Origin of the sequence: Burkholderia sp. WSM2232 (genome assembly GCF_000472545.1) — a bacterium.
Taxonomy (GTDB): domain Bacteria; phylum Pseudomonadota; class Gammaproteobacteria; order Burkholderiales; family Burkholderiaceae; genus Paraburkholderia.
Map to the genome: position 1 here is coordinate 42,315 of NZ_AWZV01000020.1, position 18,977 is coordinate 61,291.

General features: G+C 64.2%; 14 protein-coding genes. 5 read left to right on the forward strand and 9 right to left on the reverse strand.

All coding sequences use genetic code 11. The features are described from left to right. The first annotated feature begins 91 nt into the window (after nucleotides 1-91). Nucleotides 92-1,882: an ATP-binding response regulator gene (locus tag F757_RS33870; RefSeq protein ID WP_035467191.1), complete on the forward strand. Its 1,791-nt coding sequence runs from the start codon at nucleotides 92-94 to the stop codon at nucleotides 1,880-1,882. A gap of 4 nt (nucleotides 1,883-1,886) precedes the next feature. Here the strand turns inward: F757_RS33870 and F757_RS0119195 are convergent, their stop codons facing one another. The 4 genes from F757_RS0119195 to F757_RS0119210 all read right to left on the reverse strand — a co-directional run bounded on the left by F757_RS0119195 (nucleotide 1,887) and on the right by F757_RS0119210 (nucleotide 5,559). Then, nucleotides 1,887-2,648: a response regulator transcription factor gene (locus F757_RS0119195; protein WP_027212810.1), complete on the reverse strand. Its 762-nt coding sequence runs from the start codon at nucleotides 2,646-2,648 to the stop codon at nucleotides 1,887-1,889. A gap of 342 nt (nucleotides 2,649-2,990) precedes the next feature. Continuing rightward, entirely contained in the window at nucleotides 2,991-3,143 is a 153-nt protein-coding gene (locus F757_RS36245) for a hypothetical protein (RefSeq protein ID WP_013343120.1), read from the reverse strand. Further along, entirely contained in the window at nucleotides 3,118-4,122 is a 1,005-nt protein-coding gene (gene cydB / locus F757_RS0119205; RefSeq protein ID WP_027212811.1) for a cytochrome d ubiquinol oxidase subunit II, read from the reverse strand. The genes F757_RS36245 and cydB overlap by 26 nt, the downstream gene beginning before the upstream one ends. A gap of 24 nt (nucleotides 4,123-4,146) precedes the next feature. After that, the gene (locus tag F757_RS0119210; protein WP_027212812.1) at nucleotides 4,147-5,559 is read right to left on the reverse strand and encodes a cytochrome ubiquinol oxidase subunit I; all 1,413 of its coding nucleotides are present in this window, start codon (nucleotides 5,557-5,559) and stop codon (nucleotides 4,147-4,149) included. Between the two features lie 606 nt (nucleotides 5,560-6,165). On the opposite strand from F757_RS0119210, the gene F757_RS0119220 reads away from it, so the two are divergent. The 3 genes from F757_RS0119220 to ilvD all read left to right on the forward strand — a co-directional run bounded on the left by F757_RS0119220 (nucleotide 6,166) and on the right by ilvD (nucleotide 10,489). Then, complete coding sequence (locus F757_RS0119220) at nucleotides 6,166-6,957, forward strand: NAD-dependent epimerase/dehydratase family protein (RefSeq protein WP_027212814.1); 792 nt, start codon at nucleotides 6,166-6,168, stop codon at nucleotides 6,955-6,957. A gap of 76 nt (nucleotides 6,958-7,033) precedes the next feature. Further along, nucleotides 7,034-8,332 (forward strand): MFS transporter, encoded by a 1,299-nt coding sequence (locus F757_RS0119225; RefSeq protein WP_027212815.1) that lies wholly within the window; start codon nucleotides 7,034-7,036, stop codon nucleotides 8,330-8,332. Between the two features lie 297 nt (nucleotides 8,333-8,629). Then, a complete protein-coding gene (ilvD, locus tag F757_RS0119230) occupies nucleotides 8,630-10,489 on the forward strand; it encodes a dihydroxy-acid dehydratase (RefSeq protein ID WP_027212816.1) in 1,860 nt (619 codons plus the stop codon). 122 nt (nucleotides 10,490-10,611) lie between these two features. Here the strand turns inward: ilvD and F757_RS0119235 are convergent, their stop codons facing one another. The 3 genes from F757_RS0119235 to garL all read right to left on the reverse strand — a co-directional run bounded on the left by F757_RS0119235 (nucleotide 10,612) and on the right by garL (nucleotide 14,643). After that, nucleotides 10,612-12,525, reverse strand: coding sequence for a glycoside hydrolase family 28 protein (locus F757_RS0119235; protein WP_035467194.1), 1,914 nt, complete (start codon nucleotides 12,523-12,525; stop codon nucleotides 10,612-10,614). Nucleotides 12,526-12,890: 365 nt separating this feature from the next. Further along, complete coding sequence (locus F757_RS0119240; RefSeq protein ID WP_232221430.1) at nucleotides 12,891-13,805, reverse strand: 2-hydroxy-3-oxopropionate reductase; 915 nt, start codon at nucleotides 13,803-13,805, stop codon at nucleotides 12,891-12,893. Nucleotides 13,806-13,836: 31 nt separating this feature from the next. Next, nucleotides 13,837-14,643: a 2-dehydro-3-deoxyglucarate aldolase gene (gene garL / locus F757_RS0119245; RefSeq protein ID WP_027212819.1), complete on the reverse strand. Its 807-nt coding sequence runs from the start codon at nucleotides 14,641-14,643 to the stop codon at nucleotides 13,837-13,839. Between the two features lie 245 nt (nucleotides 14,644-14,888). On the opposite strand from garL, the gene F757_RS0119250 reads away from it, so the two are divergent. Beyond that, entirely contained in the window at nucleotides 14,889-16,496 is a 1,608-nt protein-coding gene (locus F757_RS0119250; RefSeq protein ID WP_027212820.1) for an aldehyde dehydrogenase (NADP(+)), read from the forward strand. 140 nt (nucleotides 16,497-16,636) lie between these two features. Here F757_RS0119250 and F757_RS0119255 read toward each other — a convergent pair whose 3' ends face one another. Both F757_RS0119255 and F757_RS0119260 read right to left on the reverse strand, forming a co-directional pair. Next, on the reverse strand, nucleotides 16,637-17,380 hold the full coding sequence (locus F757_RS0119255) for a FadR/GntR family transcriptional regulator (protein ID WP_027212821.1): 744 nt from the start codon (nucleotides 17,378-17,380) through the stop codon (nucleotides 16,637-16,639). A 155-nt stretch (nucleotides 17,381-17,535) separates the two neighbouring features. Further along, entirely contained in the window at nucleotides 17,536-18,885 is a 1,350-nt protein-coding gene (locus F757_RS0119260; protein WP_027212822.1) for an MFS transporter, read from the reverse strand. Nucleotides 18,886-18,977 lie beyond the last annotated feature (92 nt).

An 18,977-nucleotide genomic window follows, 5' to 3' on the forward strand; every position in this document is an offset into this window, starting at 1 on the left:
CCTGCGCACCATGCCTCGCCGCGCTTCGCGCGAGCGCCGGGCTTTCGCGCCCCGTCACCGAATTTGCCCTGCCCGACAAGGAGACCGCGCGATGCGGGCTGTCCCGATCCAGCATGCAATCGACGAAGACCTGGTGCGCGTGCTCTACGCGCAAGATCCGATCGCTTTCTTCACGCACTGGTTTTCGATTGCGGTACTGGTGGCGCTTTATTGGCCGGCAATCCCGTCGCCGCCGCTCTTCATTGCCTGCTTCGGCTTTTATGCGGCGGCCAACTGTGCGGGCCTTGCGCTATGGATCTGCAACCGGCGCTACGCGCATCTGCTCTCGCCGCGCGGCTGGATCAACCTGCATGCGGTGCGCGGTGTGCTGCTCTACAGCGCGCCCGGCCTTGCCATCTGGTTCGCGTTCCAGAGTCCGCAGAGCGACTTGCCGCTGCTGCACACGGTGATGCTCGTCACGCTCGCAGCCGGCGTGTTCATGTCCAACGGCTTCGATCTGCTTAATTTCGCCACTGCGATTCCGTTTCTGCTGTTTCCGTCGATCGTGCTGCATTTCGGCATGCATACGTTCGACCGCACGATTCTTGCAATCGTGCTCGCGTTTTTCTTTTGCGCGATCAACGTCTATGCGCTCAGCTACCGCAAGCTGTTCCAGCAGGTGGTGCAGGCACGAGTGGACCAGCAGTACCTCGCGGAGTCGCTCGCGGTGCAAAAGCATGTCGCGGAAGAGGCGAGTCTCGCGAAAACGCGCTTTTTCGCGGCGGCGAGCCACGATTTGCGCCAGCCATTGCACGCAATCGGACTGCTCGCGGCGTCGCTCAACGACCCGGCGGCGACGCCCCCGCAGCATGCGAAGACCGCCGAGCACATTGTCCATAACGTCGAGGCGCTGAATCAGCTGTTCAACCAGGTGCTCGATCTCGCACGGCTGGAAAGCGGCGTGACGCAGGTGATCCGCCTGCATTTCCGGCTCTCGGAACTGTTCGAGCGGGTGGGTAGCCAGTATCGTCCGCAGGCGGCGGCGAAGGGGCTCGCGCTGCGCATTGCGCCGACCTCGATGGTGGTCTACGACGATCCGGTGCTGCTCGAACGCGTGCTGAGCAATCTGCTCTCGAATGCGGTGCGCTATACCGAAGAGGGCGCTATCTGGCTCGGCTTCCGGCGCGCGGGGCGAGCCGCGGGCGGCTATATCGAAGTGCGCGATTCGGGCATCGGCATTGCGCCGGAAGAGCACGAACGCATATTCGAAGAGTTCTATCAGGTCGCGAACCCGCAGCGCGATGCCCGCCAGGGGCACGGCCTCGGCCTGCCGACGGTGAAGCGCCTTGTCGGCATGCTCGGCGGCGAGTTGCAGTTGCGCTCTGCGCCGGGGCGGGGCTCGGTGTTTCGCTTTCCAGTGCACGCGGGCGATCCGGGCGGCGTCGTCGCGAATCTGAACGAGGCGGCCGCGGCCGGTCAGGCGGCCCAGGGACGGCGCGTGCTGTGCATCGACGACGAACCGTCGATTCTCGAAGGTCTGACAAGCCTGCTCGGCCGCTGGGGCTGCATCGTGCGCGGCGCGCGCGACGAAGCCGCCGCGTTGGCCGCGCTCGAAGACGGCTTTGTGCCCGACGCGGTGCTTTGCGATTACCAGTTGGCCAATCACCGGACCGGAGCGCAGGCGCTAACGGCCGTGCGCAACATGCTCGCGCGCGCCGGGCACGAGAACATCGTGACGCTGCTGATTACCGGCGATATGGCGTCGGCGGAACTGACGGCTCTTGCGTTGCAAGGCATTCCGGTGTTGCACAAGCCGGTCACGGCGGCGCGCTTGCGGCGCACACTCGACATCCTGTGGCAGCAGGCGGAACTGGACAAAGGGCGGGCGGCTTCCACGCCGTGAACGCCTACAACGTTTTCCCCGCTTCGAGCCAGCCGTTGACCACTGCGATGGCTGTCGAGCGGTTGTGCACGCCGAGCGCCCGAAAGATCACCGACAGATGCACCTTGACCGTGCCCTCGGCGACGCCCAGTTCGCGCGCGATCATCTTGTTGGTCCAGCCACGATGCACGAGCCGCATGATGTCCTGTTGACGGGGCGACAGATTTTCCAGCAGATGCTGCTGATGCGGCTGCAACGCCTGGCCTGGCGCCCCGGGTTCGGGGAGCGTCGCTGTGTCTTGTGCGGCCGAGCTCGCCGTGGCCTGCGGGGTGGGCGCCGCGTTCACGCGCTCGGCGCTTGCGTCGGGGGATCGGGCCTCGCGCGAGCCAAGCAGGCTCAGCGCTTCCATCGGCACGTAGGCGCCGCCCGACAGCACGAGTTCGATTGCCTTGAGCATGACGCTCGCGGGCTGCCGCTTCGGCACGAAGCCGAGCGCGCCCGCGGCCAGCACGGCGCGCATTTCTTCGGGCGATTCTTCCGCCGAGAGCACGACCACCGGCAACGCGGGATTGGCCTTCAAAAGCATTTCCAGCGACGACGCGCCGCTCATGCCCGGCATATGCAGATCGACGATCGCGAGATCGTGATCCGCGTCGGGCCGCGCGGCCGCGGCGAGGGTTTCCCACGTGTCGGCTTCGTCGAACAGGGCGTCGGGGTCGAGCCCGCGCAGCATGCCCTTGACGCCTTGCCGGATCAATTCGTGGTCGTCCGCCACAAGAAACTTCATGATGTCTCCACGAGTCGAGCTTGCGTGTTGTGGACTACCGCCGTTGCCAGGTCCCGTTTTACTTCTATTGTCGTGAATCGCATCATTGCCGGCTACCCCGTGATCGTAAGCCGATCGGTTGGCGCGGCGGGCCTTGCGGTTCGCCGCGCCGTCATTCTCTGCTTGTGGCATCGCCGGCGCCACGCTTTTTTGTTTGTACTGTGCTGGCTGGTCTCTCTCGCGCATCGGCCCCGGCTTGCTACGTAGACGAGCCGCGCGCGCCGTTTTTTAAGCGGCGCGGCAGCGGATGCAGAAGGTTATGCGAGGCGGATCGAGCCGCCCGGACGCGCGTGCGCCGGGCCGTTATTTCACCGCAAAAAGCGTCGCATTCATCAGAAGCTTGAAGGCGTAACCGAGCGACATGGCGGAACCCACGCCGAAGCACCACAGCGCAATGAACCAGAGCCAGCCCGGCAGCTTGCGCGCGGACTTAGTGATAGTGATGTTGGTCGCCATGACGCACCTTCCCGCGAAATACCCAGTAACCCATCGTCGTATAGGCGATGATGATCGGCAGAATCACCACCGCGCCAACCAGCGTGAAAGTCTGGCTCGAGCGCGGCGCGGCCGCTTCCCACAGCGTGACGCTCGACGGAATCGCATACGGCCACAGGCTCACCAGCAAGCCCGCATAACCGAGCAGCACGAGCAGCAGCGCGAGCGCGAATGGGGTGTTGTGATGCCGCTCGCGCACCGCGCGGCGCATGAAGAACGCGCACGCGGCAACCAGGAACGGCACCGGCAGCAGCCGGTAGAAGAGGCCGTCGTCGAACCAGCGCTGCGCGATGTTCGGGTCCTGCAGCGGCGTCCACAGGCTCACCGTCGCGATGAAGCCGAGCAGCACGACCGTCAGCGGCCAGACCACACGATGCAGGCGGCGCTGCAGATCGCCTTCGGTCTTTGCGACCAGCCAGCAGCAGCCCAGCAACGCATAGGTGACGACGAGCCCGAGTCCCGTCAGCAGGCTGAACGGCGTGAGCCAGCCGAAGGCGTCGCCTGCGTAGGCACCGTCCACCACCGGAATGCCCTGCAAAAACGCGCCCAGCGCGACGCCCTGGAAAAACGCGGCGCCCGCCGAGCCGCCGATAAAAGCGAGGTCCCACAGGTGTCTCGTGCGGTTCGCCTTCGCGCGAATCTCGAACGACACGCCACGAAAGATCAGGAACACCAGCATGAAGATGAGCGGCAGATAAAGTGCCGAGAGCACCGTCGAATACACCATCGGGAACACGGCGAAGAGCGCGGCGCCGCCGAGCACGAGCCACGTCTCGTTGCCGTCCCAGACGGGCGCGACGGTGTTCATCATCAGATCGCGTTCTTTCTCGTCGGGGAAAAATGGAAAGACGATGCCTATGCCGAGGTCGAAGCCGTCCAGCACGACATACATGAAAAGGCCCAGGGCGATGATCGCGGCCCACACTACGGTGACGTCCATTTGGTTACTCGCAAGCTGCGTGGGTTAGGCGGCGTCGATCATCTGATCGGCGGCGGAGAAAGGGCGGCGCGCGGTCTGATTCGGCGTGTGCTCCGGCACGCCGTGCGGCGTCTGACCAGGCAGGGTCGGACCGGTGCCCATCAGCTTGAGCATGTAGTAGATGCCGGTGCCGAACACGAGGCAGTAGACGACCACGAACGCCATGAGCGAAATGCCGACCTGCTGTGCGGTGAGCGGCGACACAGCCTGCGAGGTGCGCATCACGCCGTACACGACCCACGGCTGGCGGCCGGCTTCGGTGGTGACCCAGCCCGCTAGCAGCGAGAGGAAGCCGCTCGGCGCCATGGCCACGGCAAAGCGGTGGAACCACTTCGATTCGTACAGGCGGCCGCGGCGGCGCAACAGCCATGCGGCGACCGACATCGCGATCATCAGCATGCCGAGGCCCACCATGATGCGAAAGCTCCAGAACACCACCGTCGAATTCGGCCGGTCCTCAGGCGGGAATTCTTTCAGGCCGCGAATTTCGCCGTCCCAACTATGCGTGAGGATCAGGCTGCCGAGGTGGGGAATCGACACCGCGTAGCGCGTGGTTTGCGCCTGCATGTCGGGAATGCCGAACAGGTTCAGCGCAGTGCCGCCTTTCTCCGTTTCCCACAGACCTTCGATGGCCGCGATCTTGGCCGGCTGATATTCGCGCGTGTTCAGGCCATGCTGATCGCCGACGAACGCCTGGATCGGCGTGAGGATGAGCAGCAGCCAGAGTGCCATGGAGAACATCTTCTTGACGGCCGGATCGCGCCGTCCGCGCAGCAGATGCCACGCGCCCACCGCTGCGACGACGAGCCCCGCGACGATGAACGCCGCAAGCGCCATATGCGCAAGCCGGTAGGGGAACGACGGGTTGAAGATGATCTTGAACCAGTCGAGCGGCACGACCTGGCCGTTCACCACTTCGAAGCCTTGCGGCGTTTGCATCCAGCTATTCGACGCGAGAATCCAGAAGGTGGAGATCAGCGTGCCGATGGCCACCATCAGCGTGGCGCCGAAGTGAGCGCGCGGGCTCACGCGCTGCCAGCCGAATAGCATGATGCCCAGAAAGCCCGCTTCGAGAAAGAACGCGGTCATGACCTCGTACATCAGAAGCGGCCCGGTGACAGGCCCGGCGAAACTGGAGAATCCCGACCAGTTGGTGCCGAACTGGTAACTCATTACGACACCGGAGACCACGCCCATGCCGAACGCAACGGCGAAGATCTTCGACCAGAACAGGCACAGGTCTTTGTAGTACGCCTTGCCGGTCTTGAGCCAGCGCCATTCGAGCACCGCGATGAAACTCGCGAGGCCGATGCTCAGCGCCGGAAAAACAATGTGGAAGGAAACGGTGAACGCGAACTGGATGCGGGCGAGGTCGAATGCCGATATTGCGGAGTTCATGATGATGATGGCGTGATGCCGCTCGTTGCGGACTACGCGCGTCGACCGGTGTCGGTGCGCACTGCGTTTCGCAGATGGCCGAAGATTAGGGGAAGACGAGAATTGATGCTGCGGTGCGACGTGCGTCAACAAACCGCGTTGTTTTCTTTGGCGGCTACTTTGTTGCAACGCAAATAGCTGATCTATATCAGCTTTTTCTTATGGCTCGAGATGGCGCCTCATGAGCCGCAGGGCATGCGAGTGCGGCAATCGACCGCGTCGCAACATGGCCGCCGCGGGTCAGCCGAGGCGGGGAAGAGGCAGATAGCCGGGGGATCTCGGACGTCGCGTGGAGGGGCGTGCGCGGCGCTCCCGTTCAGGATGGTTGAGCAAGTCGTTAAGTTATACGACATCGCATATTGAAGGCGTTGATCGCCCCCGTTTCTGGGCTGCATCAGGCACTGAAAGCTGACCGCAAATACGGGTAAATGCCTAGTTGAAATCCGTTCCTGCTTCGTTGATAGTACGTTATCGTACAACTAGTCGCTGATCCGCAGACAATCTTGCCCAAGGCCCCGGCGCTAATCGTCGACCTCGCCGACCGGCCGGTGCAGTAAAGGAACCCGTATGAAGAAGATCGCCCTCAGTGGCGCCGGCGGCCAGCTCGGCTCGGTCGTGCGCGCCGCATTCATTGCGCGCGGCACGCCGCTGCGCTCGGCGGCCGGCTCGAAACCGCTCACGCCGCTCGTCGACGGCGAAGACGTCATGCATGGCGACCTGCGCGATCCGGCGGTGGTCGATCGGCTGCTCGACGGCGTGGACGTGCTGATCCACTTTGCCGGCACGAGCGTCGAGCGCCCGCTGCCCGAGATCATTGAAAACAATCTGCGCGGCCTCGTCGAAGTGTACGAAGGCGCGCGGCGCCACGGCGTCAAGCGCATCGTGTTCGCGAGTTCCAATCACGCTATCGGCATGTACCCGGTGACCGAGCGTCTGTCGCTCGACTGCGAGCTGCGTCCGGACGGCTTCTATGGCCTCAGCAAGGTGTGGGGCGAAGCGCTCGCTCGCATGTACTGGGACAAGCATGGCATCGAGAGCGTGTGCGTGCGCATCGGCAGCTGTCTGGAACGCCCGACCGAACCGCGCCATTTGAGCACCTGGTTCGGCCATGCCGATCTGATGCATTTCCTCGATCGCTGCATCGAGGCAGAAGAGCTGGGCTTTATCACCGTGTGGGGCGTGTCGGCCAATACGCGCAGCTGGTGGGACAACAGCGGCGCGGCGCGCCTCGGCTACACGCCCACGCAGAACGCCGAGGACTACGCCGAAGAAGTGCTGGCCCGCCCCAATCCCCTCGATGCACTCGGCCAGCGCTTCCAGGGCGGCGGCTTCGTCGGCATCGACTATTCGCGCGATTGAGAGCGCACTGCGCGGGCGCCGCTTGCGCGGCGCCGTGCGCCACAAGCAGGTTCAAGCATTACCAGGAGACGCAGCAATGAAGATCAAGGGTATCCGCTGGTGGATGGTCAGTCTGGTCGCGGCCGGGCTCATCATCAATTATCTGGCGCGCAACACGCTGTCGGTGGCCGCACCGACGCTGATGAAGGACCTGCACATCACCACCGAGCAATACGCTCACGTGGTGATCGCGTGGCAGCTCTGCTATGCATTCATGCAGCCGGTTGCGGGCTTCCTGCTCGATACGGTCGGCACCAAGATCGGCTTCGCCGCGTTCGCGCTGGCGTGGTCGCTCGCCTGCGCTGCGGCCGCGTGGTCGACGGGCTGGCGCAGCCTCGCATTTTTCCGCGGCCTGCTCGGCATCGCGGAGGCGGCGGGCATTCCGGCCGGCGTGAAGGCGACGAGCGAGTGGTTTCCGGCGAGAGAGCGGTCGGTGGCTATCGGCTGGTTCAACATTGGCTCGTCGATTGGCGCGTTGCTGGCGCCGCCGCTCGTGGTGTGGGCGCTGCTGCATGGCGAGTGGCAACTGGCATTCGTGATTGTCGGCGTGGCGGGAATCATCTGGAGCGTGGTGTGGATGCTGCTGTACAAGCATCCGCGCCATCAGAAAATGCTGGGTGATGCCGAGCGCGACTACATTCTGAGCGGTCAGGAGGCAAAGCATAGCGACAGCGGCGCGCCGAGGCGCAACTGGTTTGCGATGCTGAAGAGCCGCGACTTCTGGGCAATCGGCATTCCGCGCATTCTGTCGGAACCTGCATGGCAGACCTTCAACGCATGGATTCCGCTCTACATGATGACTGAGCGTCACATGAACCTGAAGGAAATCGCGCTCTATGCGTGGATGCCGTTTCTTGCCGCGGATGTCGGCTGCGTGTTGGGCGGCTATCTGAGCCCGCTGTTTCACAAGTACGCGAAGGTGTCGCTCTTCACGTCGCGCAAGATGGTGTTCGTGGTCGGCGCGCTGTGCATGATCGGACCGGCGTGCGTGGGTCTCGTCGCAAGCCCGTATGTCGCGGTGGCGCTGCTGTGCGTGGGCGGTTTTGCGCACCAGACGCTGTCGGGCGCGTTGTACGCGATCACTTCCGACATGTTCGGCAAGAACGAAGTTGCGACCGCAACGGGCATGGGCGGCATGGCTGGCTACCTGGGCGCGGCGGCGTTCACGGCGCTGTTCGGCGTGCTCGTCACGCAGGTCGGCTATAGCCCGCTTTTCGTGGTGCTCGCGGTGTTCGACATCATTGCGGCCGGCGTGGTCTGCCTGCTTGCAAGGAGCGCAGACAGGACGCCGGAGCCGCGCTGGTCGCAAGTCAACGGGACGGCGGCCGCTAAATAACGGAGCCCGCTGCTTCACGACATGTTGCGCCTGCATCACCCGCGCGACGCTGAACCGGAACGGCGCCTGCGGGCGCCGTTTCCTTTTACGGATTCCTTTTGACCTTCACGCGGCAAGCTTCGCCGCGTGTGCAGCGCCGCCGCTCGCGCCAGCACGTGCCGCACGTGCGGTCAGGCGCTGTGGGATAATCGCGTGCTTTGCCCGCGGCGCGGCTCAAAAGGTTGTTCGCACGGGCGTTCGAGGGGCCGTCACTCCCTTGGCCCGCTTCTTTCAAGCGATATTCATTCAACAACCACGATGCCCGCATACCGTTCCAAAACCTCCACCGCCGGCCGCAACATGGCAGGCGCGCGCTCGCTGTGGCGCGCGACCGGCATGAAAGACGAAGACTTTTCCAAGCCGATCATCGCGGTGGTCAACTCGTTCACCCAGTTCGTGCCTGGCCACGTGCACCTGAAAGACCTCGGCCAACTCGTCGCGCGCGAGATCGAAGCAGCCGGCGGCGTCGCCAAGGAGTTCAACACCATTGCCGTCGACGACGGCATTGCAATGGGCCACGACGGCATGCTGTACTCGCTGCCGAGCCGCGACATCATTGCCGATTCGGTGGAGTACATGGTCAACGCGCACTGCGCCGACGCGATGGTGTGCATCTCGAACTGCGACAAGATCACCCCCGGCATGCTGATGGCCGCGATGCGCCTGAACATCCCCGTGGTGTTCGTTTCCGGCGGCCCGATGGAAGCCGGCAAGACGCGCCTCGCAAATCCGAAAACCGGCACAATCGAGTTCAAGAAACTCGACCTGGTGGACGCCATGGTGATCGCCGCGGACAAGGCCTATTCCGACGCGGACGTCGCCGAAGTGGAGCGCTCCGCCTGCCCGACCTGTGGTTCGTGCTCGGGCATGTTCACGGCCAATTCGATGAACTGCCTGACCGAGGCGCTGGGTCTTTCGTTGCCGGGCAACGGCACGGTGGTCGCCACGCACGCGGACCGCGAGCAGCTCTTCAAGCGCGCCGGCCGCCGCATCGTCGAACTGGCGCGCGAGTATTACGAGCAGGAAAAGGCGAGCGTGCTGCCGCGCGCAGTCGGCTTCAAGGCTTTCGAAAATGCGATGACGCTCGACATCGCGATGGGCGGTTCGACCAACACGATTCTCCACTTGCTGGCAATTGCGCGCGAAGCCGGGATCGACTTCACGATGACCGACATCGACCGGTTGTCGCGTGTCGTGCCGCAACTGTGCAAGGTTGCGCCCAACACCAACAAGTACCACATCGAAGACGTGCACCGCGCGGGCGGCATCATGGCGATTCTCGGCGAGCTGGACCGCGCGGGCAAACTGCACACGGACGTGCCCACGGTCCATGCACCCACGTTGAAGGACGCGCTCGATCAGTGGGATATTGTCCGCACGCAGGACGAAGCTGTTCGCACCTTCTACATGGCGGGCCCGGCGGGCATTCCGACCCAGGTGGCGTTCAGCCAGAACACGCGCTGGCCGAGTCTCGACCTCGACCGCGCGGAAGGCTGCATTCGCTCATACGAGCACGCGTTCTCGAAGGAAGGCGGCCTGGCGGTGCTGACGGGCAATATCGCGCTCGACGGTTGCGTGGTGAAAACCGCCGGGGTCGACGAAAGCATCCTGGTGTTCGAAGGCACGGCGCACGTAACCGAATCGCAGGACGAAGCGGTCGAAAACATTCTCGCGGGCAAGGTGAAGGCGGGGGATGTGGTGATCGTGCGTTACGAAGGTCCGAAGGGCGGACCGGGCATGCAGGAAATGCTTTATCCGACGAGCTACATCAAATCACAAGGGCTCGGCAAAGCCTGTGCGCTGCTGACCGACGGCCGTTTTTCGGGGGGCACCTCGGGCCTCTCTATCGGCCACTGCTCGCCGGAAGCGGCGGCGGGCGGCGCGATCGGCCTCGTGCGCGACGGCGACAAGATCCGCATCGACATTCCGAACCGCACCATCAACGTACTGCTGTCGGATGCGGAACTGGCAAGCCGCCGCGAGGAGCAGAATGCGAAGGGCTGGAAGCCGGCGAAGCCGCGTCCGCGCCAGGTGTCCGCGGCGCTCAAGGCCTACGCCAAGCTGGTGATGTCCGCGGACAAGGGCGCGGTGCGCGATCTGTCGCTGCTGGACGATTGATTCCGCGTTGGATATCGTGCGGGGCCTTGCGCCCTGGTTCGTAGAAAAAACCGCTCCGTGGAGCGGTTTTTTTTCGCCATCATTGCGGCGCGGCTGCCACCGCGCGTTTGTGCTTACCGCTGCTACCGCTGGTCGGCTATGTTCGTGTTGTAAGTAGTCGAGCCGATCACCACGTTCTTCAACGTAATGCCGTTGACGTTGTATGCATAGATCGGCCCTGGCGTGGTCGAGCTGGCCGGCCCGGCGCAAACCGCGGTGCCCAGATTGCAGTTCGAGATGGTAACGCCGCTGATGGGCGGAATGGTCGGCGCCGGGGTGGGGCCGTTGTAATCGAACGCCACGGGGCCTTGCGCGACGATTGCCTGGAAGCACGAGCCGGTGACGCCGTTGACCGTGACGTTGCTCGCCTGCACATTCGAAATGTTGACGTTCTGCACGACGGCGGGGCGCGTGCGGATCGCGTCGTTGGCCGGCTGGTAGTCGCAATCGAAGGTGATCAGCCCGCCCTGAGCCGCAGACGGATTGGCCGCCGCCGCCGTCACGACGCCAAGCGGCACCGTGCCGTTGATCGGGCTGCCCGCGAGCAGCGCACTGCCATAGCCGCCGCCTTTGAGCGCGACGCCATTCGGCAGTGTCACCTTGTCGACGTAGAAGTTCTTCACGAAGCCGCCGCGATTCATGTTCGTCTTGATGCGGATCGCGATGTTCAGCGGATTGCTTGCCCAGTTCTGATTCAGCATCTGCAGGTTGCGCGCGTAGATGTTCTGCACGCCGCCGCCCATTTCGCTGCCGAGCGTGATGCCGCCGTGGCCGCTATTCATCGTGCAGTTCTGGATGACGTGATTTTGCGCGGGGCCGTATTGCGTATCGAGGTCCTTGCCGGATTTGATTGCGATGCAGTCGTCGCCGGTATTGAAGGTAACGCCGTCGCATAGCACGTTATCGCACGCGTCGGGGTCGAAGCCGTCGTTATTCGGACCGATGCTGTTGGTGGTCACGCCGCGAATCACCACGTTCTTGCAAGCGGTCGGATGGTGCTGCCAGAAAGGCGTGTTGTTCGTGCAGTAGTTTTCCATCAGCACGTTGGTGCAGCCGATGAACTCGACCATGCAGGGGCGCAGGTAGTGACCCAGGCCGAAGACCCGCTTCGCGACCGGAACGCCTGCCTCGGAAAGCGCGGGTAAATAGTTCTGGTCCTCTTGCCAGGGTGTCGTCGGGCTTGTCAGTTGCGTGTAGAGTGCGTCGGAAATGCCCGGGGCGGCGGTTCTGAGGTCCACATTGTTCGGATTCTTGAATACTTGCGAGGGCGTGGACGAACTCACGCAACCGTATGCGCCGTTCGATCCTTTGAAGGTCCACCAGCAGGTGGCCGTATTGCCCGAACCCGAGAAGGGTGTCATGGCCTGGCCGTTCAATACGGAGCTCGCGTCTTCGCCGGTCAGCGCGATGTTGTTCTGATTGCGCGCGTAGACGGGCGAGCCGAAGTTCAGGCAATCGTTTGCCTGCCAGCGGCTATAGAAGAGGTTGCCGTTCGCGCCGCAGTTGACCGGGCCGTCTTTTGCATAGTCTGCGGGGTTCGGGCTGAAATAGATCGTGCAATTGGCGCTCAGATGAAAGTTCACGTTGCTGAGCAGCACGATCGGCCCGGCGCAATACCAGTTGCCTGCGGGCACCACGACGCGGCCGCCGCCGGCCGCATTGCACGCCTGGATGGCAGCGAGAAAAGCCGGCCGCGAGTCGAATGACGACGCTGCGTTGGTCATGCCGGACCCCGGGCTCGCGGGCGAAGAAGCGCCCGTATACGGATTCGTCGCCGCAACCACGGCGCACGGTTGCGCGCCATATTGCGTGACGACAAAGTCGCGCGAGGGGAACATGGACTGCGTAATGCCGGCCAGCGAAGCAATGATCTGCGACGCGGCACCGTAGCTGCCCCAGATCGGATCTTCCGGTGTGAGGCCTGAACTGCCCGAGCCTCCGCACGCAGACAGGCCGCCAAGCAGCGTGGCGCCCGCGGAAGTCCCGGCAAGCACCATGAAGGCCCGGCGTCCCGGTGAATGAGGCGTGGCATGAGGCGTGGCATGAAGCGGCTGCGTCGATGCAGCCCGCTTGCTCGCCCGCTCATTTGTCCGCCTATTTGCACCCTCACTGCTGTTCTTATATTGAGTCGCCACGGATGTCTCCTTGCCCTTCAGGGCATTGAAAATAATCGTCGATGCGCGAAGCCGCATCATTTATTGCAACCACCTTTATCCAGTTAGCCATCCTTAATAATTGAAAGAAGCGAAGGCAGTTTGTAGGTTTGCGTGATCCATCACGTGCCTTAACGTATGACGCGCCGCCTTACCCGTCCAGCCACATCGAACAGGCAAAGCGGCGCGGCTCGCGCGCGTGCGGCAAATCAGCTTTTCTGCTGACCGATCTCGTGATTGGCGAGCACTTCGAGCGCGCGCACCATCGCCGAGTGATCCCATGCCTTGCCGCCGTGCGCGACGCACGCATTGAAAAGCGCCTGGCAAGTGGCCGTATTCGGCAGCGACACTCCCAGCGCCTGCGCGGTGGAAAGCGCGAGATTCAGATCCTTCTGATGCAGCTCGATGCGAAAGCCCGGGTCGAACGTGCGCTTCGTCATCCGTTCGCCATGCACTTCGAGAATGCGCGAGGACGCAAAGCCGCCCATCAACGCTTCGCGCACGCGCGCCGGATCCACACCCGCCTTGGACGCGAGCAGCAGCGCCTCGCCGACCGCCTCGATGGTGGCCGCGACGATCACCTGATTGGCAACCTTGCACACCTGTCCCGCGCCCACTGCGCCGATCAGCGTGACGTTCTTGCCCATCATGTCGAAGAGCGGCTTCACGCTGTCGAAGGTAGCCTGCTCGCCACCCACCATGATCGTGAGCGACCCCGCCTTTGCGCCGACCTCGCCGCCCGACACGGGCGCGTCGAGATAATCGGCTCCGGTCTCACGCACGCGGGCCGCGAACTCGCGCGTCGCCATCGGCGAGATGGAGCTCATGTCGACCACGGTTTGCCCCGCGCGCAGCGCGCTTGCCAGTCCGTTCTCGCCGAACAGCACGCGCTCGACGTCCGGCGTGTCCGGCACCATGATAAAGATCACGTCCGCTTGGGCGGCGACGGCTGCGGGACTGTCGCAGGCTTGAGCGCCGGCCTGGGTGAGATCGTCCGGCACACCGCTGCGCGTGAATGCGGCGAGCGCGACGCCGTTTTTCAGGAGGTTCGCGGCCATGGGCTTGCCCATGATGCCGAGTCCGATAAAGCCTGCTTTTTGCATGGAATGCTCCGGAGAGGTCATGACGGTCTGGCTCGAGCCCGCTCTGCACGGCTCAGCCCGCATCCGCCGGTTTCTTGATGAAGTGTTGGTGAACGTCCTGCGCGGCGTTTCTCAGAAGCCCGAGGTCGGCGCACACGGCGATCACGCGGCAGCCCATCGCGAGATAGCGTTCGGCGTCGGCTTGCACCGGTGCAAGAATGCCGCTCGGCTTGCCCGCGGCCTGCGCGCGCTCGAACACGTGCGCAATGGCTTGCTGCACCTGCGGGTGCGCAGCGTTGCCGAGATGTCCGTAAGATGCCGCCAGGTCGGATGGACCGACGAACACGGCGTCCACGCCGTCGACGGCCAGAATCGCGTCGATCGAGTCCACGGCCGCGCGGCTCTCTATCTGCACGATGACACAGACATTCTGGTTGGCCATGTCAAAATAGCCGGGTACCGTCGCGTAGCGGTTGCCGCGGTGAGCCACCGAGACGCCGCGCACGCCCTGCGGCGGGTAGCGCGTAGCGGCGACCGCACGTGCCGCATCGTCGGCGTTATCGACGAACGGCACGAGGAAATTCGAGAAGCCGCTGTCCAGCAGCCGTTTGATGACCACGCTGTCGTTGGCCGGCGGACGCACGACCGGCGCGCTGCGGCTATCCTTGAGCGACATCAGTTGCGGAATCAGCGTGAGGACGTCGTTCGGCGCGTGTTCGGCGTCGAGCAGCAGCCAGTCGAATCCGATCACGCCGAGCAGTTCGGTGACGATCGGGCTCGCGAGCGACGCCCAGCAGCCGATCAGGGTGTCGCCGCCGCGCACCGCGTGGCGGAAACTGTTGGGAAGAGACTGATAAGGCGGGCAGGGCGCGGCTGACATGAACGTGCTCCTCGAACGGCAATGGATCGGGTCAAGTTCCGACGATCCTGACCGCTTGTTATAGGTCGTCGTATATCTAGTGCAGATTAGCACCCGCTTCAGCTGTTGTAACGGTCAGGTTAACCCGAATTTGCCCGGAATTTGCTTGGCATTTCCCATGCAGCGAGGCCGTCGCGGTTGCGCTGGCCCGTGCCTATGTTGTAGGATGACTTATATCTACCCGCTTTCAATACAAGGAAAGAGACATGTCCCACGCAAGCGAAGTGACCGGCCAGATTACCGGTGAGATGCTGATCGGCCGCAAGGCTGTGCGCGGCGCCGAACAGGCGCTCCACGCGTTCAATCCCGCCACCGGCACGGACATCGCCGAGCCGGTGTTCGGCAGCGGCTCCGCGAGCGACGTCGACCTGGCGTGCAAACTGGCGCAAACGGCGTTCGATCCGTACCGGCAACTGCCGCTCGACGTGCGCGCGGAGTTCCTCGAACGTATCGCGGATGGCATCACGGCCTTGGGCGACGCGCTGATCGAGCGCGCGCAGCAGGAGTCCGGCTTGCCGAAGGCGCGTCTGGAAGGCGAGCGCGGCCGCACGACCGGCCAGCTCAAGCTGTTCGCGCAAGTGGTGCGCTCGGGCCAGTGGCTCGCCGCGACGCTCGATTCGCCGCTGCCGGAGCGCAAGCCTCTGCCGCGATCCGATCTGCGCATGCAGAAGATTCCGCTGGGCCCGGTCGCGGTGTTCGGCGCGAGCAACTTCCCGCTGGCGTTCTCGGTGGCGGGCGGCGACACGGCTGCGGCGCTCGCGGCCGGTTGCCCGGTCGTCGTCAAGGCGCACCGCGCGCACCTCGGCACGTCCGAGATGGTCGGCCGCGTGATTCAACGCGTCGCACAGGAGATGGATTTGCCGGAAGGCGTGTTCTCGCTGATCGTCGGCGCGGGCAATTCGGTCGGCGAGGCGCTCGTCGCTCATCCGGCCATCAAGGCGGTCGGCTTCACCGGCTCGCGCGCGGGCGGCTTGTCGCTGATGCGCGTGGCGGCGGCGCGCCCCGAGCCGATTCCGGTCTACGCGGAAATGAGCAGCATCAACCCGGTGTTCCTGCTGTCTAACGCGCTCGCGCAGCGCACCGAGACCATCGCGCGCGGCTTTGTGGATTCGCTCGTGCTTGGCGCCGGCCAGTTCTGTACGAACCCGGGCCTCGCCATCGCCGTCGACGGCGACGCGCTGAAGGGCTTTGTCGCGGCAGCGTCCGAAGCGCTGGCGGCCAAGCCCGCGCAGACCATGCTGACCTCGGGCATCTACTCGGCTTATACGGAAGGCGAGGGCAAGCTCGGCGCGACGAGAGGCGTGGAAACGGTGGCGCGCGGCGCCGACGTGACCGGCCCGAACCAGGCGCGCGCGGCGCTGTTCGTCACCGACGCGCAGACCTTCCTCGCCACGCCGGCGCTGGAGGACGAGGTGTTCGGACCGGCCTCGACTATCGTGCGTTGCAAGGACGAAGCAGAACTGCTGCAAGTTGCCGAGCATTTCGCCGGTCAATTGACCGCGACGATCCAGATGGACGCCACTGACGTGGCCGCAGCCCAGAAACTCGTGCCGATTCTCGAGCGCAAGGCCGGGCGGCTGCTGGTCAACGGCTTTCCGACCGGCGTGGAAGTCTGCCACGCGATGGTTCACGGCGGCCCGTTCCCGGCAACCTCCGATAGCCGCGCAACCTCGGTGGGCACGACGGCGATGGAGCGCTTCCTGCGCCCGGTGTGCTATCAGGATTTCCCGGCGGAGCTGCTGCCGCAGGCGCTCGCCGACGCCAACCCGCTTGATCTGTGGCGTCGTCGCGATGGCGAGATCACGCGCAGCTAAGCGCTTCTGATTCGAGCGTCGAACGAAAAATGGCCGGGGGGTTAGAACTCCCCGGCCATTCTGTTTTGCCGCTTTGGGTGGACAGCGGCGTTCGTATCTGCATCGGCCGGCGCGCTTGCGCCGGGCAAACCGCTCGCCGCTCAGCTGTTGGCTTCGGATGTTTCGTTCGCGCGGCGCAGGCGTTCGCGGCTGTTCGACAGATGCATGCGCATGGCCGCGCGCGCGCCCTCGGCGTCGTGCCGGCTGATCGCTTCGAGAATGCTCTCGTGCTCCAGGTTGACGAGCGACAGATACGCGTCCGGTTCGGCGCGCGCGATACCGGCCGAATCCAGACGGTTGCGCGGAATCAGCGCGCTGCCCATTTGCGTGAGGATGTCGACGAAATAGCGGTTGCCGGTGGCGCGCGCCACCGAAATATGGAATTGCAAGTCGGCGTCGACACTGTCCAGCCCGTTGTGGCGGGTCGCTTCGATTGCGTCGAGCGCGGCGCGCATGCGCGCGAGGTCTTCGGCTTTGGCGCGCTGGGCCGCGAGGCCCGCACATTCGGTTTCGAGGCTGATGCGCAGTTCGAGAATGCACAGCACGTCGCGCAGCGTGGTGGCGGGCACCATGTCGATGCCGAGCTTTTCGCGCTGCGGCTCGAGCACGAAGCTGCCGATGCCGTGCCGCGTCTCGATGATCTTGCCCGCCTGCAGGCGCGAAATCGCCTCGCGAATGACCGTGCGGCTCACGCTCAGCGTGACCATGAGTTGCGATTCGGTGGGCAACTTGTCGCCCGGCTTCAGCGCATTGGTCGCGATCTGCTCGGTGACGTAGTTGACGACGAGCTCGGCAAGATTACGAGCGCGTCGTGGCGGTGCCGCGGATGCGAGTGGTGTAGCCATCGAAAACGCCCCTGAATCAGATAGTTGCAGATGCTTCCTGCGGTCCATTATACCGTCGTCTGACGACTGATTATAGAAAGGCCCGGATCATTTTCAGCGGCGGGCGCGCTGCGCCCACCGTCGTCCCGCAACACGCAGGCCGCCAGCGCGACGCGTCACCGTAGGCGCAGCTCCACCCGCTTGATGTCCTTCACGATCACGAGATAGCTGAACACCGTGAGCAGCGCATTCGCGCCGACGAACACCAGCGCGCCGTTGAACGAGCCGCTTTGCGCAACCAGATAGCCGATCACGATCGGTGTGACGATGCCGGCCACGTTGCCGAACATGTTGAAGATGCCGCCGGACAAACCGAGCGCTTCCCTCGGCGACGTATCCGCGACCACCGCCCAGCCGAGCGCGCCGATGCCCTTGCCGAAGAACGCGAGCGACATCAGCGCGACGACGATCCAGTCGGTGGAAACGTAATTGCAGCCGATGATCGAGACCGACAGCAGCATTCCGCCGACAATCGGCACCTTGCGCGCGACGGTCAGCGAATGGCCGCGGCGGATCAGCGAATCCGACAGAATGCCGCCAAGCACGCCGCCCGAGAACCCGCAGATCGCGGGCAGTGACGCGACGAGGCCCGCCTGCAGGATCGTCATGTGACGCGCCTGCACCAGGTAGATCGGAAACCACGTCAGGAAGAAGTACGTCAGCACGTTGATGCAGTACTGCGCGAGATAGACGCCGACCAGCATCCGGTTGCTCAGCAATTGACGCACGAGCGACCAGCCGCCGGTCTTCTCGACGCCGGCGGGGGCGGCGTTCTGCTGGCCGTTCACCACGCCGCCGCCCTGTTCGATGTACTCGAGTTCGGCAGCCGACACGCCCGGATGGTCGGCGGGATGCTTCATGACCTTGAGCCAGGTGAGCGCGAGCAGCAGGCCGGCGACGCCCATTACCACATACACCATGTGCCAGCCGAAGGCGTGCGTGAGCCACGCCATGAGCGGCGTGAACACGACCGCCGCAAAGTATTGCGCCGAGTTGAAGATTGCGGAGGCGGTGCCGCGTTCCTTGGTGGGAAACCAGCTCGCCACGACCTTGGCGTTGGCCGGAAAGGCCGGCGATTCCGCCGCACCCATCGCAAAACGCAGCACGAACAGACCGGTCACGGCGGCAGCGGCGCTGCCGAGCGATCCGATCGAACTTTGCAGGAGCGTGAAAAGCGACCAGAAGAAAATGCTTGCAGCGTACACGCGCCGCGCGCCGAAGCGGTCGAGCAGCCAGCCGGCCGGCAGTTGCGACAGCACGTAAGCCCAACTGAACGCGGAGAAGATATAGCCCATGCGGATCGCGTCGAAGCCGAATTCCGCGCGCATCGCCGAGCCCGTGACCGAAAGCGTCGCACGGTCCGCGTAGTTGAAGGTGGTGATTACAAAGATCAGCAGCAGGATCGCGTAGCGGACTTTGGTGCGCTTTGCGACGTTCGCGGAACTGGCCGTGCGGCTCATGTCCATGGTCATCTCCTTAATTCTTATGCAAGGGAGCGGGCTTTCGGCCAGGCGCGTCGCGGCCGCTAGCGCACCTGCGAAAAAACGCCCGGCGACGC